The following is a 16,352-nucleotide window of genomic DNA, read 5'->3' as shown; positions in this document are numbered from 1 at the left end:
CACCGTCCCCGTCACCCCACCGTCCCCGCCGAACGTGAATCTGACGACGGCCAAACGGCGTGTCGCGTCGTGAGATTCACACTCGGCCAACCTGTTGATGGGTGACGGCAACAAGCGGCGAGTGCTGACAACATGCGCGCATGGAGTGGCCGTTTCTCGGCGCTGAAGCGCTGGCCGCGAAGGCCATCCCTGAGCGTGCGATGCGTTCCTGCTATCAATCGGTATATCCGGGCGTTTACGCACCGACCGGTATCGAGCTGACGGCGCCTCAGCGCGCTTACGCAGCTTGGTTGTGGTCTCGACGCCGAGCAGTGGTGGCCGGCAATTCGGCGGCCGCTCTCCTCGGTGCGAAGTGGATTAGCCCCTCGCTCGACGCGGAATTGATGCACGCCAACCGCAGACCGCCGGCACGCATAACGGTCCACGCCGACAAGTTGCTTGCCGACGAGATGTCGACCGTCGGGATCGTCCCGGTCACTACTGCCGCCCGGACGGCGTTCGATGTTGGACGGCGAACAGCGCACCGACTGACCGCGATCCAGCGTCTCGACGACTTGGCCAAAGCAAGCGGCCTAAAGATCGCCGACGTGGAAGTCGTTGCTGCACAGCATCCTGGCGCGCGCGGCCTCGTCCGGCTGCGGCGCCTGTTGCCGCTGGTTGATGGCGGTGCCGAATCGCCGCAGGAGACGCGAACTCGAATAGCGATCATCGACGCGGGCTTGCCGAAACCGCAGACACAGATCAGGGTCTGCGACGAATACGGCGACTTCGTCGCCCGCATTGACATGGGTTATGAGAAATTGCGCGTCGGCATCGAGTACGACGGGCGCCAGCACTGGACGGACCCCGGCCAGCGTGCCCGCGACATTGATCGGCAGACCGCGTTGAGCGATCTGGGGTGGACGATCATCAGGGTCAGTAGCGACCTGCTCCGGCACAGGCAGGGCACTCTCATCGCGCGCGTCTTCGCAGCAATGCGAGCCGCCGGGTGGGATGGGTGAGCGCCGAATGTGAATCTGGCGACGGCGAAACGGCGTGTCGCGTCGTGAGATTCACGCTCGGCGGGGGCGCAACGCGCACCGCACCGGTGCGTCGGCGCGTCGGCGCGCCGAGCGCCGAAGCTAGCCGTCGAAGTCGACCGACACGAACGGCGTCGTGGGGTGGGACTGGCAGGTCAGGATGTAGCCGGCATCGAGTTCGGCCTGGCCGAGTGCGAAGTTGTGATCCATCTCGACTTTGCCGTCGACCAACCTGGCTCGGCAGGTGCCGCACGCTCCGCCCATGCACGCATACGGCGCATCCGCTCGAACTTGCAGCGTGCCTTCCAGGATTGAGTCACCGGGGGCCAGATCGTAACTGTATTCCTGCCCACTTAGTTTGAAAGTCACTGTTGCAGAATCATATTCGTGATCGCCTACCGGCGCCGCGCCGTAGCCGTGGAACAGTTCCAGGTGCATGCGCTCGCTGTCCACGAGGTGCTCCGTTAACACCTCGTGCACAGCGGTGGTCATGTCCAGTGGGCCACAGATGAACCACTCATCCACGCTGGCCGGCGACAAAGTGCTGGTCAGCCAATTGTTCAGTTTGTCCCGGTCGATGCGGCCCCGCAGTTCTGGCGTATGCAGCGTCTCGCCGGAAAGCACGTGCAGGATTTCCAGGCGGTCGGCGTAGCGGGCCTCGAGCCGATCAAGCTCGGCCCGGAACATCGTCGATTCCTTGGTGCGGTTGCCATAAATCAGCGTGAACCGGCTCTCGGTTTCGACCTCGAGCGTCGTGGCGAGGATGGACAACACCGGCGTGATCCCGCTGCCCGCCACCAAGCCCACATAGTGCTTGCGGTTCAGCGGGTGCAGCGCAGTGCCGAAACAACCCGTCGGCGTCATCAACTCGAGCACGTCCCCGGCCCGCAGTTCATTGGCCACGAACGACGAAAACGCGCCGCCCGGAATGTGTTTGACTGCGATCCGCAGCTGCGCCCGGGTAGCGGGCGCGCAGATGGAGTAGTTGCGCCGAATGCCATTGCCGCCGAGGTCGGTACGCACCGTCACATGCTGGCCAGGTTCGAAGCGGAATGCGTCCTGCAGTTCCTCCGGCACCGCGAAGGTGACCATGGTGCTGTCGGCGGTGATCGGGTCCACTGACGCAACCGGGATCCGGTGCAACACCCCGTGCGGCGAACTCGATCGGGCCGGCATCCGCACCGGCAGCAGCTTGGACAGCCTGCCGTTGAGTTCTTTCCACTCCCGGAACTCGTCGGGATTGAGTTGCTGGCCGAACACCGTGGAGATCGCAGCGTTGCGTTCCAGGTAGGCCTCTTCGTTGCGTTTCCACGTTCGCAGGTAGCGGTAGAACGGCACCGACGGGTGCAGGTGATGCACCAGGTGATAGTTCTGCGACAGCAACACCGGGGTGAACACCCACTCCGCGCCCACCCGGTTGCGGGTAGCGCGGTAGCGGTTGGTGCGCTGGGTGTCTTCCAGGCCGTGGTGGGGCAACCAGTCGAACCACCACGCGAGGATGGTGAGACCGATGCGCTGCGGGAAGAGGAAGACGACTGCCAGCGCCCAGAGATTTCCGGTGACGATGGCGACGATCAAGCCGGTGACGCTCAGCGCCATCATCACCAGCGTCTCGGCCACCTCGGCCACCGGACGACTGCGAGCCCGCGGCAGGTAGTACCTGAGGTAGAAGTACTCCACCGCCGACCATCGCAGCGGCAACTGCCACCACTTTCCGTGCGAGGCGAAGGTGTCCGGATCCTGATCGTCGTCGTTGGAGTGCCGGTGGTGCTGGATGTGGATGTACCCGAACGACGGGAATGCGACCACTGGACCGACGAATAGCCAGGCGAGGCGCCCAAGGAGACCGTTCACCCAGCGGGTCGAACTGATCGAGTAATGCGATGCGTCGTGCACCACCGTGAACATCACGAAGGTCACTGCCGCGTTCACCGGAATGGTGACCCACCAGGGCGACCAGCCGTTCAGATAGCCGACCGTCGATACGACGAAGGCGGTCAGGGACGCGAAAAAGACCCCAACGGTAGGCAACGCCAGCTTGGGTACCGCTTCACCCGGATCGGGCAGGGCATGATGCGTGGCTGATTTGGGAGCCGAGTGGTCCGTCTCGACAGTCGTCATAGCTGGCATAGCGTAGCCCAGTTGACACGCGCGACTATTCCACGAGCGCAGCTGCCGTTTGTAAATGTGTGATCGCGTCGCGGACGATCGACTCGATCAGTTCGGCGCACGACGGCAGATCATCCAGGATCCCTGCCACCTGGCCAGAGGCCAGCACCCCGGCTTCGGTGTTGCCCTCGACCAGTCCGGCCTTGAGCAGCATCGGTGTGTTGGCCGCCATGACCACCTGCGACCAGGTCAGTTCCTTGCCGTGCCGCATGGCCAGACCGTCCTGAATCATCGAACGCCAGGTCATCTGCGACATCTGCTTGAATTTGGCGGCATTGCGCACAGCTGCGCTCAAACCCCTTGCCCGCGAGCCACTTTCCAGTTTCTCCACCAACCCGGTGCGCAGCACGCGGTGCGGCATGCCGTCGACCCGGGTGGTCACTACGGTGCCGTCCAGGGCGGACTCCAGGTACCGCTGTTTCACGGCATCCGGCACCGTGGAGTCGGAGGTAAGCAGGAATCGGGTGCCCATCGCCACCCCGGCGGCCCCGTAGGACAGTGCCGCCGCCAACCCGCGTCCGTCGAAGAATCCGCCGGCGGCGATCACCGGGATGCCGGAGTCCTTGACCGCATCCAGCACGGACGGCAGCAGCAACGTGGTGGCGACAGGTCCGGTGTGGCCGCCACCCTCGCCTCCCTGCACGATCATCGCGTCGGCGCCCCAGGCTGCGACTTTGCGCGCATGCTTGGCCGCACCGATTGACGGGACGACCACCGCACCAGCTTCTTTCAGACGGGCGATCAGCTCTTGTTTGGGCGCCAGGGCGAACGACGCCACCTTCACGCCCTCGCGGATCATCAGTTCGACACGATCGCCCGCGTCGGCGGCATCGGCGCGGATGTTCACGCCGAACGGTTTGTCGGTACTGGCCTTGACCTTGCCAATAGCCGTGGCCAACTCGTCCAGGGTCATGGTTGCCGACGCCAGGATGCCCAAACCACCGGCGTTGGCGGTAGCTGACACCAACCGGGCACCGGCTACCCAGCCCATTCCGGTTTGCACCACCGGGTGCTCGATGCCGACCAGCTCGGTCAGGGGCGTCTTGAGCTTCACAACAGTCTCACTAACGTATCTCTCTGTCGCGCAGCGCTTTCGGGTCGACAACCTCTCGAATCAGCCGCAACTCGTCATCGGTCGGTTGCCGGGACTCGCTGGCTTCCTCGAGGCCGTGCACCTCGAACGAGGTGGCTTCCCGGACGTCATCGGCGGCGACGCCCGGGTGCAGGCTCACGGCCCGCATGGTGCGGTCCGGTCCGCCGAAGTCGAACACTCCGAGGTTGGAAACCACCCGAAACACGTTGACGAAGCGGAACGCCGGATTGTCCGGGTCGATCTTGTCGTAGCCGATGCCCGAGACGACGTCGACCGACTCGGTGAACACCCGCTTGGAATGGTTGCCTACCCAATAGCTGGTCGCGTGGTTGATGGTGTTGCCCGGCGAACCGCGGACACCGAACATCTGCCGGGTGGGCTGTTGCAGTGGCCCAAACGCCGAGATGTTCTGATTGCCATAGCGGTCAACCTGATTGGCGCCCATCACCACGTGGCGTCGCCCCCAGGCCAGGGTCTCGAAGACGCGACCGAACGGCATCCACCCCTCGATCGCGGCCGGACCTGAACCCGGAACACCGAGGGCCGGGGTGTCGGCGAGCAGACGTGCCTCACCGTCGGTGAGGAGAATGTCGGGGGAGAACGTCAGTCGTGCCAGTCGTGCGCCCACCGACACCATGTTCGTCATCGGACTGACCATGATTTCGCCTGCGTCCCTGAACAACTCGGCGCAGGCGACCGCGCACACCTCGGCTCGGGTAGCGGTCATTTCGCAGCCTCCTCGCCGAACGCCTTTACCGCCGCCTGATAATCGTCCTCGCTGCCCGACAGGTAGGTCGCCACGAACTGCTGCCAGCCTTCTTCGGTGGAGGCGGCTTCGGCGTAGTGTCGTTGAAACTTCTCGTCGCGACCATAATCCGGTGCGGCGGTGGTGAAGTGCGCTCCGCCTGGTGCCGCCACGACCGCGTCGACCATCATGCGGTTGATCAGCAGCGCTTGCGGCGGAACCGATTTGACCAACTCCTCGGTTTCGACGATGCGCTCAACCGACAGGAATCGCTTGTCGGCCGCCATCAGGAACAGGTCGTCGAAGTAGGGGTCAATTCCGGTGTAGGCCGCATTCCCCTTGCTGTCACCGAGATTCAGGTGCGCGAAGGCAGCATCGAGTCGCAGCGCGGGCATGGCGATCAGCTTCTCGTGGCCGCCGTCCGTTGGATAGGGGGAGGTGACGGTCTGCAGTTCACCCTCCCAGAAATCCAGCACCGAGCTACCCAGTCCGGCGCGGATCGGCAGGAACGGCAGGCGCTGCGCGGCCGCTTGCAGACCGCAGCGCAGCATGCCCTCGTCCATCTCGCGGGCTTCGATGGCACCGGTGGTGCGGGCCTTGGCGAACCACGGGTCGTAGAACGGCGGGGAGTCCAGCGAAACGAACCCGTAGTAGACCCGCTTGACCTTGCCGGCCGAGCACAGCAACCCCAGATCCGGTCCGCCGTAGGTGACGACCGTGAGATCGTTGACGTCGGTGCGCAGCAGGGCGCGCACGAAAGCCATCGGTTTGCGACGGGATCCCCAACCGGCAATGCCGATGGTCATGCCGCTTTCCACCTGCGCGACGGCCTCGTCGAGGGTTGTCAGCTTGTCTGACATTGTGCGCCGCTCCTCCTCATCACTTCGTTCTCCATCCTCACGACCCGCTACTCTTTCTTGCCCTTCGCCGTGCCGGCGAACGCGTCGCGGTGCTCGTCGGCGACCCCGGCGAGGTTGAGTTCGAAGGTAAAGCCTTGCTCCATGCGGTAACTCGCGTTGACCCGTTGCACGTCGATCAGGTTGAGCGCTTCCTTGGCGGCCCGGATGACGCGCGTGTCCTTGGCGGCGATGTCACGCGCCACCTTCAGGGCGGCTTCGTCCAATTGGTCGCGCGGCACCACCTCGTGCACCGACCCGAAGTGGTGCAGGGTGGCGGCATCCACCGTCGCTGCGGTGAAGAAGAGTCGCCGCATCATGTGCTGCGGAACCAGGCGGGACAGGTGGGTGGCGGCACCGAGCGCGCCGCGCTCCACTTCCGGCAGGCCGAAGACCGCGTCGTCCGAGGCGACGATGACGTCGGCGTTGCCGACCAGGCCGATGCCACCGCCCACGCAGAATCCGTTCACTGCGGCGATCACCGGCACCGCGCACTCGTAGACCGCGCGGAACGCGGCGAAGCAGCCGCGGTTGGCGTCGATGAGAGCGGTGAAACCTTCGGTGCGCTGCATCTCTTTGATGTCGACACCGGCATTGAAGCCGCGGCCTTCCGCTCGCAAAATCACCGCGTGAGTCTGCGGGTCGCGGCCGGCCGCCGTGATGGCGTCGCCGAGTTCGAACCATCCCTGTGAGGGAATGGCGTTGACGGGCGGGTAGTCGACGGTGACGGCGACTATGCCTGGTTCAAGGGTTGTGGCGGTGATCGTCATGGCACTTCCTGCTGGGGTCAACTACCTAAGCAAGCACTTGCTTGGTACGCTAGCACAGTGACCCCCTCGCCATCAGCTGCCGGCATCACATTCGGTCTTGCTGGGCGAGTGGTGCTGGTAACCGGCGGAGTTCGTGGCGTCGGCGCCGGGATCAGTTCGGTTTTCGCAGAACAGGGCGCCACGGTGGTGACCTGCGCCAGACGCGCGGTCGACGGACTACCCTACGAATTCCACTCCTGCGATGTCCGTGACGAAGAAGCGGTCGCCGGTCTGATCGACTCGATCGTGGAGCGGCACGGCCGACTCGACGTCGTCGTGAACAACGCCGGCGGTTCGCCGTATGTGTTGACAGCCGACGCCAGCCCAAAGTTCAGCCGGAAGATCATCGAGCTCAATCTCATTGGTGGACTGCTGGTTTCGCAGTGTGCCAACGAGAAGATGCAAAGCCAATCGGATGGCGGGTCGATCGTCAACATCTGCAGTCTCAGTGGCCGGCGTCCGAGTCCGGGCACCGCGGCGTACGGGGCGGCCAAAGCGGGCATGGAGAGCCTGACCGAGACGCTGGCGGTGGAGTGGGGACCGAAGGTCCGGGTCAATGCGTGTGTGGTCGGCATGGTGGAAACCGAGCAGGCCGACCTGTTCTACGGCGACGCCGAGTCGATTGCCGCGATCTCTAAGAACGTTCCATTGGGGCGATTGGCCAAGCCCGAGGATATCGGTTGGGCCGCAGCATTTTTGGCGTCTGATGCGGCGTCCTACATCAGCGGTGCGACGTTGGAGGTCCACGGTGGCGGCGAGCCGCCGCACTACCTGGCCACCACGAACGCTAACGCGATCAAGTAGAGGAGACGGAAAAATATGGGTGTGGTTGACGGCCGGGTGGTCATCGTCACCGGAGCGGGCCGCGGCATCGGCCGTGCGCACGCATTAGCTTTCGCCGCCGAAGGTGCGCGCGTAGTGGTCAATGACATCGGTGTCGGATTGGACGGGTCCGCCGGGGAAAGCCCTGCGCAGCAGGTGGTCGACGAGATCATCGCCGCGGGCGGGGAAGCCGTTACCAACGGCGACGACGTCGCGGACTGGACGGGTGCGCAGAACCTGATCGACACGGCCGTCGATACCTTCGGTGGCCTCGACGTGCTGGTGAACAACGCGGGCTTCATCCGCGACCGAATGTTGGCCAACACCAGTGAAAGTGAATGGGACGCCGTGATCCGCGTCCACCTCAAAGGCCACTTCGCCACGCTGCGGCACGCCGCGGGTTACTGGCGCCGGCAGATCAAATCCGGCACGGTCGGACCCGATGATCTGAACGCCCGCATCATCAACACCAGCTCGGGCGCCGGCCTGCAGGGCAGCGTCGGCCAGGGCAACTACTCCGCCGCCAAAGCCGGAATCGCCGCACTGACTCTGGTGGGTGCCGCCGAGTTGGGTCGCTACGGCATCACCGTCAATGCGATCGCACCTGCTGCGCGCACCAGGATGACCGAAGCGGTGTTCGCCGAAACCATGGCAGCGCCCGAGGACGGCGGCTTTGACGCGATGGCGCCGGAGAACGTCTCCCCACTGGTGGTGTGGTTGGGCAGCGTTGAATCCCGCAACGTCACCGGCAAAGTCTTCGAAGTCGAGGCGGGCCTGATCCGGGTCGCCGAAGGATGGGCCCACGGACCGCAGATCGACAAGGGCGCACGGTGGGATCCCGCCGAATTGGGGCCCGTCGTCACTGATCTCCTGGCCAAGTCCCGCACGCCGGTCCCCGTGTACGGGGCCGGTTCGTAACCCAACGTCAGGGGTCGCAGATGACGATCGGAATCGTGCGGTCGGTCCAGGTTTTGTAGTCGTCGAGTGGGGGATACACGGCGGCCAGCTGAGACCAATATCGTTCGCGCTCTTCGGGTGTGGCGTCACGTGCCTTGAGTTGCAGCACCTCGTCGCGGATCTGAACCGAGACTTTCGGCTGGGCCTTGAGGTTGAGGTACCACAGCGGATGCTTGTTGGATCCGCCCCGCGAAGCCACCAAAACCACGCGGTCGCCGTCGCGCACATAGATCAATGGGCTCACCCGCGGTTCACCGCTGCGGCGGCCGGTGGTGGTCAGCAACGCAACCGGGGCCCGCTTGATCGTGCCGCCGAGCTTTCCGTTGCTGAGCCGATAGATCGAGGTGTTGGCCCGCGCCATCCACTTGATGAAGACGTCAACCCAAGGTGAATTCAGAAACCGCGGTGGTGATTTCGGCATGGGGTGTCCTAGTTTGGCTCTGGGCCGAACCTGGCTGCGATTCCAAGCCGGGATTTCCGCAATGTGGTTCGGCTCGCGGTGCTAGGGACGAGCTAGATGCGCTCGATGATGGTGCCGGTGGACAGGGCGCCGCCAGCGCACATCGTGATCAAGGCGGTGCTCTTGTCGGTGCGCTCCAGTTCATGCAGCGCGGTGGTGATCAGGCGGCTGCCGGTGCTGCCCACCGGGTGGCCCAATGCGATCGCACCGCCGTTGACGTTCACCCGGTCCATGTCCGGTTCGTGCACCCGGGCCCAGGACAAGACCACCGACGCGAATGCCTCGTTGATCTCGACGATGTCGATGTCACCCATCTTCATGCCCGCCTTCTCCAGCACCTTCGCGGTGGACTGGACGGGGCCGTCGAGATGGTAGTAGGGCTCGGCGCCGACGAGCGCCTGGCTGACGATGCGGGCCCGTGGCTTGAGGCCGAGCGCCTTGGCCTTGTCCTCGTCCATCCAGAGCACCGCTGCGGCGCCGTCGGAAATCTGGGACGACGTGCCCGCGGTGTGGATGCCGCCTTCGAGGACCGGCTTGAGCTGACTCAGGCCCGACAGCGTGGTGTCGCGCAGACCCTGGTCGCGGTGCACGGGTGCGCGCTCGGCCGTCGGCCGCTTGTTCTCGTCGAGCACCGGGGCCTCGATCGGGGAGATCTCCCGGTCGAAGCGGCCCTCGGTCCAAGCCTGCTTCGCCTTTGCCTGGGAGGCGTAGCCGAATTCGTCGATCTCATCACGGGTGATGCCGCGCCGTTTGGCGATCCGCTCGGCTGCGGTGAACTGGTCGGGCAGGTCGATGTCCCAGGACTCGGGCCGCAAGATGCTGCGGTCGGGGCCCGCGTTGGCGCCGAGGCCGACCCGACTCATGGCTTCGATGCCACAGGCGATGCCGATGTCGATGGCACCGGCCGCGATCAACCCGGCGACCAGGCCGTTGGCCTGCTGGCCGCTGCCGCACTGGCAGTCGACCGTCATGGCACCGACGTGCTCGGGCAAGCCGGCGACGAGCCAGCTCACCCGGGTGATGTTGTTGGACTGCTCGCCGAACTGCGTCACGCAGCCACCGATGACCTGTTCGACATCGCCGGGGTCAATACCGCCCTTTTGCACCAACGCCTTCTGCACCGCGCCCAGCAGCTCGGTCGCATGCAGGCCGGATAGCCAGCCGTTGCGCTTGCCGATCGGGCTGCGAGTGGCTTCGACGATTACCGGGTTACCCATGAGGCCAGGCTAGAACACGTTTCATTACTATGACAAGCGAGGATGCTCCGACGCCTTTTGTCTGCGGTGGAGGCATGTTTTACTGACAGCAGAGCATCACTAGGACAGCTAGTGTCCTGGGGATCGTGAGACGCAAACCAGTCACCGAAGACTGTAGGTAAGGAGAGCCAGCGTGCCCAGCCCGAATCTTCCCCCGAAGTTCGATTTCACCGACCCCGACATCTACACCGAGCGGATTCCGGTGGAGGAGTTCGCCGAGGTACGCGCCACCGCCCCGGTGTGGTGGAACGAGCAGGACCCGGAGAACTGCGGTGGGTTCCACGACGGCGGGTACTGGGCGATCACGAAGCTCAACGACGTCAAAGAGGTCTCGCGACGCAGCGATGTCTTCTCCAGCTACGAAAACGGTGTGATCCCCCGGTTCAACAACGACATCGCGCGCGAGGACATCGAAGTACAGCGGTTCGTCATGCTGAACATGGATGCGCCGCACCACACCCGGTTGCGCAAGATCATCTCCCGCGGCTTCACTCCCCGTGCCGTCGGACGCCTGCAGGACGAATTGAACGAACGCGCCCAGAAAATCGCCCAGGAGGCCCTGGCCTCCGAGACGGGCGACTTCGTCGAGCAGGTCTCAGCGGAGTTGCCGTTGCAGGCGATTGCCGGGCTGCTCGGCGTGCCGCAGGAGGATCGCGGCAAGTTGTTCGAGTGGTCGAACGAGATGACCGGCAACGACGATCCCGAATACGCACACATCGACCCGAAGATGTCCTCGGCGGAGTTGATCGGTTACGCAATGAAGATGGCCGAGGACCGGGCCAAGAACCCGGGCGACGACATTGTCACCCAGCTGATCCAGGCCGACATCGACGGAGAAAAGCTCTCCGATGACGAGTTCGGTTTCTTCGTGGTGATGCTCGCGGTGGCCGGCAACGAGACCACCCGTAACTCGATCACGCAGGGCATGATGGCCTTCGCCGACTTTCCCGACCAGTGGGAGCTGTACAAGAAGGAGCGACCGGAGACCGCCGCCGACGAAATCGTCCGTTGGGCAACCCCGGTCACCTGTTTCCAGCGCACCGCACTCGAGGACTATGAACTGTCCGGTGTGCAGATCAAGAAGGGTCAGCGGGTCATCATGTTCTACCGCTCGGCCAACTTCGACGAAGAGGTCTTCGAAGACCCATTCCAGTTCAACATCCTGCGAAACCCCAACCCGCACGTCGGTTTTGGCGGCACCGGGGCGCACTACTGCATCGGGGCCAACCTCGCGCGAATGACGATCAACCTGATCTTCAACGCCGTTGCGGACCACATGCCCGACCTCAAGCCCCTGTCCAAGCCCGAGCGGCTGCGGTCGGGCTGGCTGAACGGGATCAAGCATTGGCAGGTCGACTACACCGGCAAGTGCCCGGTGGCGCACTGATCACGATGGACTTCGATCTCTCCGCAGAGCAAGAAGCGGTGGCCGATGTGGTCACATCGGTCATGCAGCGTGATCTGAGCTGGAAGGCGTTGGCGGACGGGGGTGTTGCCGCGCTGGCCTTGCCGGAACGCCTCGGCGGCGACGGTGTCGGACTGTCGGAAGTAGGGACGGTGCTGACTGAGGTGGGGCGCCACGGTGCTATTACCGAGGCGTTGGCCACGCTGGGGTTCGGTGTGGTTCCGTTGTTGGACCTCGCTTCGGATGAGCAACAGGACCGGTTCCTGGCCAACGTCGCCAAGGGCGGTGTCCTGAGTGCGGCGCTCAATGAACCTGGCCGGGCGCTGCCGGACCGGCCATCGGTCACGTTCAGCGGTGGTCGGCTGTCCGGTGTGAAACTCGGTGTCGGGTACGCCGAATCAGCGGACTGGCTGTTAGTCACCGCCGACACCGCGGTGGTGGTGGTGTCACCGAAGGCCGACGGGGTGCGACTGGTGCGCACGCCTACCTCCAACGGTTCCGACGAATACACGGTGACATTCGACGACGTCGCGGTGGCGGATTCCGACGTGCTGGACGGCGCCTCGACGGCCCGGGTAAATCAGTTGGCACTGGCCATGCTTGGGGCCTACGCCGATGGGCTGGTGGCCGGCGCGTTGCGGCTGACCGCGGATTACGTCGCTGGGCGCAAGCAATTCGGTAAGCCGTTGTCGACGTTCCAGACAGTGGCGGCGCAACTGGCGGAGGTGTACATCGCTTCGCGCACCATCGATTTGGCGGCCAAGGCGGTGATCTGGAAGCTGGCCGAGGGCCGGGACGCCGACTCCGACCTCGATGTTCTCGGATACTGGCTGGCATCCCAGGCTCCGCCGGTGATGCAGATTTGTCACCACTTGCACGGCGGAATGGGCATGGATGTCACCTATCCGATGCACCGGTACTACTCCACGATCAAGGACCTGACCCGGTTATTGGGCGGGCCCTCGCATCGACTTGATTTGGTAGGAGTCTGATGTTCATCGACTTGAATCCCGAGCAGCGTCAGTTGCAGGCGGAGCTACGGGAATACTTCACCAATTTGATTTCGTCCGACGAGGCGAAAGCAATGGAGCAGGACCGGCACAACGAGGCCTACCGCGCTGTGATCCGCCGGATGGGTAAAGACGGCAAGCTCGGGGTGGGTTGGCCAAAAGAGTACGGCGGCCTGGGTTTTGGGCCGATCGAGCAGTCGATCTTCGTCAACGAGGCGCACCGAGCCGACGTGCCCCTGCCGGCGGTAACGCTGCAGACCGTCGGTCCGGTGTTGCAGCAGTTCGGCAGCGATGCCCAGAAGAAGAAGTTCCTGCCGGCGATCCTGGCCGGGGAGGTGCATTTCGCCATCGGGTACACCGAGCCCGACGCCGGCACCGACCTGGCGTCGCTGCGAACCACGGCGGTGCGCCAGGGCGACGAGTACATCGTCAACGGTCAGAAGATCTTCACCACCGGAGCGCACGATGCCGACTACATCTGGCTCGCCTGTCGTACCGATCCCGAAGCCGTTAAGCACAAAGGCATTTCGATTCTGATCGTCGACACCAAGGACCCCGGCTACTCTTGGACGCCGATCATCCTGTCGGACGGAGCCCACCACACCAATGCCACGTACTACAACGATGTCCGGGTGCCGGTGGACATGCTGGTGGGGGAGGAGAACGGAGGCTGGCGGCTGATCACCACCCAGCTGAACAACGAACGGGTGATGCTCGGGCCGGCCGGACGCACCGCCGGGATCTACGACCGGGTGCACGCATGGGCGTCCAAGCCTGGCGGCGACGGTGTAACTCCGATCGATCACCACGACGTGAAACGCGCGCTCGGCGAGATCTATTCGATGTGGCGGATCAACGAGTTGCTGAACTGGCAGGTCGCCGCGGCCGGTGAAGAAATCAATGTGGCCGACGCCGCCTCGACGAAAGTATTTGGCACCGAACGCATTCAGTACATCGGCCGATTGGCCGAGGAGATCGTCGGCAAGTACGGCAACCCGGCTGAGCCGGAAACCGCGGAGTTGCTCGAGTGGCTGGACTCGCAGACCAAGCGCAATCTGGTGATCACATTCGGCGGTGGTGTCAACGAGGTCATGCGCGAGATGATCGCAGCCGCAGGGCTGAAGGTGCCGAGGGTACCTCGATGAGTGAACTCAGGGAAGCCATCGCGGAGATTGTCGCGGCTGGCGGTGGGAAGCCGCGCGTCGGCCGGGATCCGGTGAACCAGCCGATGATCAACAACTGGGTCGAGGCGATCGGGGACCGCAACCCCATTTACGTGGACGAGGAGGCGGCCCGGGCGGTAGGGCATCCCGGACTGGTCGCCCCGCCGGCAATGATCCAGGTGTGGACCATGTTCGGGTTGAACGGCGCACGCCCGGACGACGATCCGATGGGCCCCATGATGGAGTTGTTCGACTCCAACGGTTACATCGGTGTGGTTGCCACGAACTGCGAACAGACCTACCACCGGTATCTGCGGCCCGGCGAAGAGGTCAGCATCAGCTCCGAAATGGGCGAAGTGGTGGGCCCCAAGCAGACCGCGCTCGGCGAAGGTTTCTTCATCAACCAGCACATCGTGTGGCGGGTGGGCGATGAGGATGTAGCCGAGATGAACTGGCGCATACTGAAATTCAAGCCGGCCGAGTCAACGTCCGGCACTGCCGTGCCGGACGATCTGGATGCTGATGCCATGATGCGACCGGCATCGTCCCGCGACACGGCCTTCTTCTGGGAAGGGGTCAACGCGCACGAGTTACGGATCCAGCAGTTGCCCGACGGCAGTCTGCAACACCCGCCGGTGCCGGCGCTGTGGCAGGACCCCGCTGAGGCGATCTCGTATACCGTCGCGAGCGGCCGCGGAACGGTGTTCAGCTTCGTCGTGCACCATGCGCCCAAAGTGCCCGGCCGTACCCTCCCTTTCGTGATCGCGCTGGTGGAGTTGGAGGAAGGCGTGCGGATGCTCGGTGAACTGCGCGGTGTGGATCCGGCGTCGGTGGAGATCGGAATGCCGGTGCGGGCAACGTATATCGACTTCCCGGCCGGGGATAACGGTCCGGAGTGGACCCTCTACGCGTGGGAGCCGGACGCATGAGCGCGCCCGCGGTGGAAGTGGGCCTGCAGCTTCCCGAACTGAAATTGTATGGCGATCCGACCTTCATTGTCTCGACGGCGTTGGCTACCAGAGACTTTCAAGATGTGCATCACGACCGGGATAAAGCTGTCGCGAAGGGCTCGAAGGATATCTTCGTGAACATCCTGACCGACACCGGGCTGGTGCAGCGGTACGTCACCGACTGGGCCGGCCCGTCGGCGCTGATCAAGTCGATCGGCCTGCGGCTTGGCGTGCCGTGGTACGCCTATGACACGGTGACTTTCACCGGTGAGGTGACCGCGGTGGAGGACGGATTGATCACGGTAAAGGTGCTGGGGGCCAACAGTCTTGGCAATCATGTGATCGCCACGGTGACCATGACTCTTGGGGGTTCGTAGTGCTGTCGGGAAAGGCTGCCATTGTCGGGATCGGTGCCACCGACTTCTCGAAGAACTCCGGTCGCAGTGAGCTGCGGTTGGCCGCCGAAGCCGTGCGGGACGCCCTGGACGACGCCGGCCTGTCCCCGTCGGACGTCGACGGTCTCACGACGTTCACCATGGACACCAACACCGAGATCGCGGTCGCGCGCGCGGCCGGGATCGGCGACCTGAAGTTCTTCTCCAAGATTCATTACGGCGGCGGTGCGGCGTGTGCGACCGTGCAACAGGCCGCGATTGCGGTCGCCACTGGGGTGGCCGACGTGGTGGTGGCCTACCGGGCGTTCAACGAGCGGTCCGGGATGCGATTCGGTCAAGTGCAGACCAGGCTGACCGAGAACGCCGACTCGACCGGTGTGGACAACTCGTTCTCCTACCCGCACGGGCTCTCGACGCCCGCCGCGCAGGTGGCCATGATCGCCCGGCGCTACATGCATTGGTCCGGTGCGTCGAGCCGTGATTTCGGGGCGGTGTCGGTGGCCGACCGTAGGCATGCCGCCAAGAACCCAAAGGCGTACTTCTACGAGAAGCCGATCACCATTGAGGATCACCAGAATTCGCGGTGGATCGCCGAGCCGCTGCGGCTGCTGGATTGTTGCCAGGAGACCGACGGCGCGGTGGCGATCGTGGTGACGTCGGTGGAGCGGGCTCGCGACCTCAAGCACCGCCCGGCCGTCATCGAGGCCGCCGCGCAGGGATCGAGCCCCGACCAGTACACGATGGTGAGCTACTACCGTCCCGAACTCGGGCTGCCCGAGATGGGTCTGGTAGGGGAGCAACTGTGGGCGCAGTCGGGTCTTTCACCGGCCGATATCCAGACCGCGGTGTTGTATGACCACTTCACGCCTTTCACGCTGATTCAGTTGGAGGAGTTAGGGTTTTGTGGCCGCGGTGAGGCCAAGGACTTCGTCGCCGACGGAGCGATCGAGGTTGGCGGGCGATTGCCGATCAATACCCACGGCGGCCAACTCGGTGAGGCCTACATCCACGGGATGAACGGAATCGCCGAGGGCGTCCGGCAATTGCGCGGTACGTCGGTGAACCCGGTGCCCGATGTCGAGCATGTGCTAGTCACCGCGGGCACCGGGGTCCCCACGTCAGGATTGATCCTGGGCTAGGCCGCTCCCTCGCCGAGCGTGAAGCCAGCTTCACGCTCACGCTCGAATGTGAAGCCAGCTTCAC

16 protein-coding genes are annotated in these 16,352 nt (G+C 64.3%); 9 read left to right on the top strand and 7 right to left on the bottom strand.

What is annotated here, in order from left to right; translation table 11 throughout:
- The first annotated feature begins 140 nt into the window (after positions 1–140).
- Positions 141–1,001: an endonuclease domain-containing protein gene (locus tag A5636_RS24475; RefSeq protein ID WP_065161236.1), complete on the top strand. Its 861-nt coding sequence runs from the start codon at positions 141–143 to the stop codon at positions 999–1,001.
- 120 nt (positions 1,002–1,121) lie between these two features.
- Here A5636_RS24475 and A5636_RS24470 read toward each other — a convergent pair whose 3' ends face one another.
- From A5636_RS24470 to echA20, 5 genes are read right to left on the bottom strand one after another with little or no spacing between them, the layout of a single operon-like run.
- Positions 1,122–3,140, bottom strand: a complete 2,019-nt coding sequence (locus A5636_RS24470; protein ID WP_065161235.1) for a fatty acid desaturase — start codon at positions 3,138–3,140, stop codon at positions 1,122–1,124.
- Between the two features lie 34 nt (positions 3,141–3,174).
- Entirely contained in the window at positions 3,175–4,242 is a 1,068-nt protein-coding gene (ipdC, locus tag A5636_RS24465) for a (3aS,4S,5R,7aS)-5-hydroxy-7a-methyl-1-oxo-octahydro-1H-indene-4-carboxyl-CoA dehydrogenase (RefSeq protein ID WP_065161234.1), read from the bottom strand.
- Between the two features lie 10 nt (positions 4,243–4,252).
- A complete protein-coding gene (gene ipdB, locus A5636_RS24460) occupies positions 4,253–5,008 on the bottom strand; it encodes a cholesterol ring-cleaving hydrolase subunit IpdB (RefSeq protein WP_065161233.1) in 756 nt (251 codons plus the stop codon).
- Positions 5,005–5,886, bottom strand: a complete 882-nt coding sequence (gene ipdA, locus A5636_RS24455; protein ID WP_065161232.1) for a cholesterol ring-cleaving hydrolase subunit IpdA — start codon at positions 5,884–5,886, stop codon at positions 5,005–5,007. The genes ipdB and ipdA overlap by 4 nt, the downstream gene beginning before the upstream one ends.
- Before the next feature lie 47 nt (positions 5,887–5,933).
- Positions 5,934–6,692 (bottom strand): (7aS)-7a-methyl-1,5-dioxo-2,3,5,6,7,7a-hexahydro-1H-indene-carboxyl-CoA hydrolase, encoded by a 759-nt coding sequence (gene echA20 / locus A5636_RS24450; RefSeq protein WP_065161231.1) that lies wholly within the window; start codon positions 6,690–6,692, stop codon positions 5,934–5,936.
- 57 nt (positions 6,693–6,749) lie between these two features.
- On the opposite strand from echA20, the gene A5636_RS24445 reads away from it, so the two are divergent.
- Entirely contained in the window at positions 6,750–7,535 is a 786-nt protein-coding gene (locus A5636_RS24445; protein WP_065161230.1) for an SDR family oxidoreductase, read from the top strand.
- Between the two features lie 15 nt (positions 7,536–7,550).
- The gene (locus A5636_RS24440) at positions 7,551–8,471 is read left to right on the top strand and encodes an SDR family oxidoreductase (protein ID WP_065161229.1); all 921 of its coding nucleotides are present in this window, start codon (positions 7,551–7,553) and stop codon (positions 8,469–8,471) included.
- A 7-nt stretch (positions 8,472–8,478) separates the two neighbouring features.
- Here the strand turns inward: A5636_RS24440 and A5636_RS24435 are convergent, their stop codons facing one another.
- Both A5636_RS24435 and A5636_RS24430 read right to left on the bottom strand, forming a co-directional pair.
- Positions 8,479–8,931, bottom strand: a complete 453-nt coding sequence (locus tag A5636_RS24435; protein WP_065161228.1) for a nitroreductase family deazaflavin-dependent oxidoreductase — start codon at positions 8,929–8,931, stop codon at positions 8,479–8,481.
- A gap of 92 nt (positions 8,932–9,023) precedes the next feature.
- On the bottom strand, positions 9,024–10,187 hold the full coding sequence (locus A5636_RS24430; protein WP_065161227.1) for a steroid 3-ketoacyl-CoA thiolase: 1,164 nt from the start codon (positions 10,185–10,187) through the stop codon (positions 9,024–9,026).
- Between the two features lie 172 nt (positions 10,188–10,359).
- Between A5636_RS24430 and A5636_RS24425 the strand changes: the two genes are divergently transcribed.
- From A5636_RS24425 to A5636_RS24400, 6 genes are read left to right on the top strand one after another with little or no spacing between them, the layout of a single operon-like run.
- Positions 10,360–11,613: a cytochrome P450 gene (locus A5636_RS24425; RefSeq protein ID WP_065161226.1), complete on the top strand. Its 1,254-nt coding sequence runs from the start codon at positions 10,360–10,362 to the stop codon at positions 11,611–11,613.
- Between the two features lie 5 nt (positions 11,614–11,618).
- Positions 11,619–12,623: an acyl-CoA dehydrogenase family protein gene (locus tag A5636_RS24420; protein WP_065161239.1), complete on the top strand. Its 1,005-nt coding sequence runs from the start codon at positions 11,619–11,621 to the stop codon at positions 12,621–12,623.
- On the top strand, positions 12,623–13,786 hold the full coding sequence (gene fadE29 / locus A5636_RS24415; protein WP_065161225.1) for an acyl-CoA dehydrogenase FadE29: 1,164 nt from the start codon (positions 12,623–12,625) through the stop codon (positions 13,784–13,786). The genes A5636_RS24420 and fadE29 overlap by 1 nt, the downstream gene beginning before the upstream one ends.
- Positions 13,783–14,733: a bifunctional MaoC family dehydratase N-terminal/OB-fold nucleic acid binding domain-containing protein gene (locus tag A5636_RS24410; protein WP_065161224.1), complete on the top strand. Its 951-nt coding sequence runs from the start codon at positions 13,783–13,785 to the stop codon at positions 14,731–14,733. The genes fadE29 and A5636_RS24410 overlap by 4 nt, the downstream gene beginning before the upstream one ends.
- Positions 14,730–15,131 (top strand): MaoC family dehydratase, encoded by a 402-nt coding sequence (locus A5636_RS24405; RefSeq protein WP_065161223.1) that lies wholly within the window; start codon positions 14,730–14,732, stop codon positions 15,129–15,131. Before A5636_RS24410 ends, A5636_RS24405 begins: the two co-directional genes overlap by 4 nt.
- The gene (locus A5636_RS24400; protein ID WP_065161222.1) at positions 15,131–16,288 is read left to right on the top strand and encodes a lipid-transfer protein; all 1,158 of its coding nucleotides are present in this window, start codon (positions 15,131–15,133) and stop codon (positions 16,286–16,288) included. Before A5636_RS24405 ends, A5636_RS24400 begins: the two co-directional genes overlap by 1 nt.
- The last annotated feature ends 64 nt before the right edge of the window (positions 16,289–16,352 follow it).

It is taken from the genome of Mycobacterium asiaticum, from assembly GCF_001673315.1.
GTDB classification, from domain to species: domain Bacteria; phylum Actinomycetota; class Actinomycetes; order Mycobacteriales; family Mycobacteriaceae; genus Mycobacterium; species Mycobacterium asiaticum_B.
Note: the sequence above shows the minus strand (reverse complement) of the source record. Positions and strands in the feature narration are given on the sequence as shown.

What these genes read in the sequence shown, in the direction of transcription:
- A5636_RS24430 (WP_065161227.1), bottom strand. Translation starts at nt 10,187, where the DNA reads ATGGGTAACCCGGTAATCGTCGAAGCCACTCGCAGCCCGATCGGCAAG.
- echA20 (WP_065161231.1), bottom strand. Translation starts at nt 6,692, where the DNA reads ATGACGATCACCGCCACAACCCTTGAACCAGGCATAGTCGCCGTCACC.
- A5636_RS24475 (WP_065161236.1), top strand. Translation starts at nt 141, where the DNA reads ATGGAGTGGCCGTTTCTCGGCGCTGAAGCGCTGGCCGCGAAGGCCATC.
- fadE29 (WP_065161225.1), top strand. Translation starts at nt 12,623, where the DNA reads ATGTTCATCGACTTGAATCCCGAGCAGCGTCAGTTGCAGGCGGAGCTA.
- A5636_RS24440 (WP_065161229.1), top strand. Translation starts at nt 7,551, where the DNA reads ATGGGTGTGGTTGACGGCCGGGTGGTCATCGTCACCGGAGCGGGCCGC.
- A5636_RS24410 (WP_065161224.1), top strand. Translation starts at nt 13,783, where the DNA reads ATGAGTGAACTCAGGGAAGCCATCGCGGAGATTGTCGCGGCTGGCGGT.
- A5636_RS24405 (WP_065161223.1), top strand. Translation starts at nt 14,730, where the DNA reads ATGAGCGCGCCCGCGGTGGAAGTGGGCCTGCAGCTTCCCGAACTGAAA.
- A5636_RS24435 (WP_065161228.1), bottom strand. Translation starts at nt 8,931, where the DNA reads ATGCCGAAATCACCACCGCGGTTTCTGAATTCACCTTGGGTTGACGTC.
- ipdA (WP_065161232.1), bottom strand. Translation starts at nt 5,886, where the DNA reads ATGTCAGACAAGCTGACAACCCTCGACGAGGCCGTCGCGCAGGTGGAA.
- A5636_RS24420 (WP_065161239.1), top strand. Translation starts at nt 11,619, where the DNA reads ATGGACTTCGATCTCTCCGCAGAGCAAGAAGCGGTGGCCGATGTGGTC.
- ipdB (WP_065161233.1), bottom strand. Translation starts at nt 5,008, where the DNA reads ATGACCGCTACCCGAGCCGAGGTGTGCGCGGTCGCCTGCGCCGAGTTG.
- A5636_RS24470 (WP_065161235.1), bottom strand. Translation starts at nt 3,140, where the DNA reads ATGACGACTGTCGAGACGGACCACTCGGCTCCCAAATCAGCCACGCAT.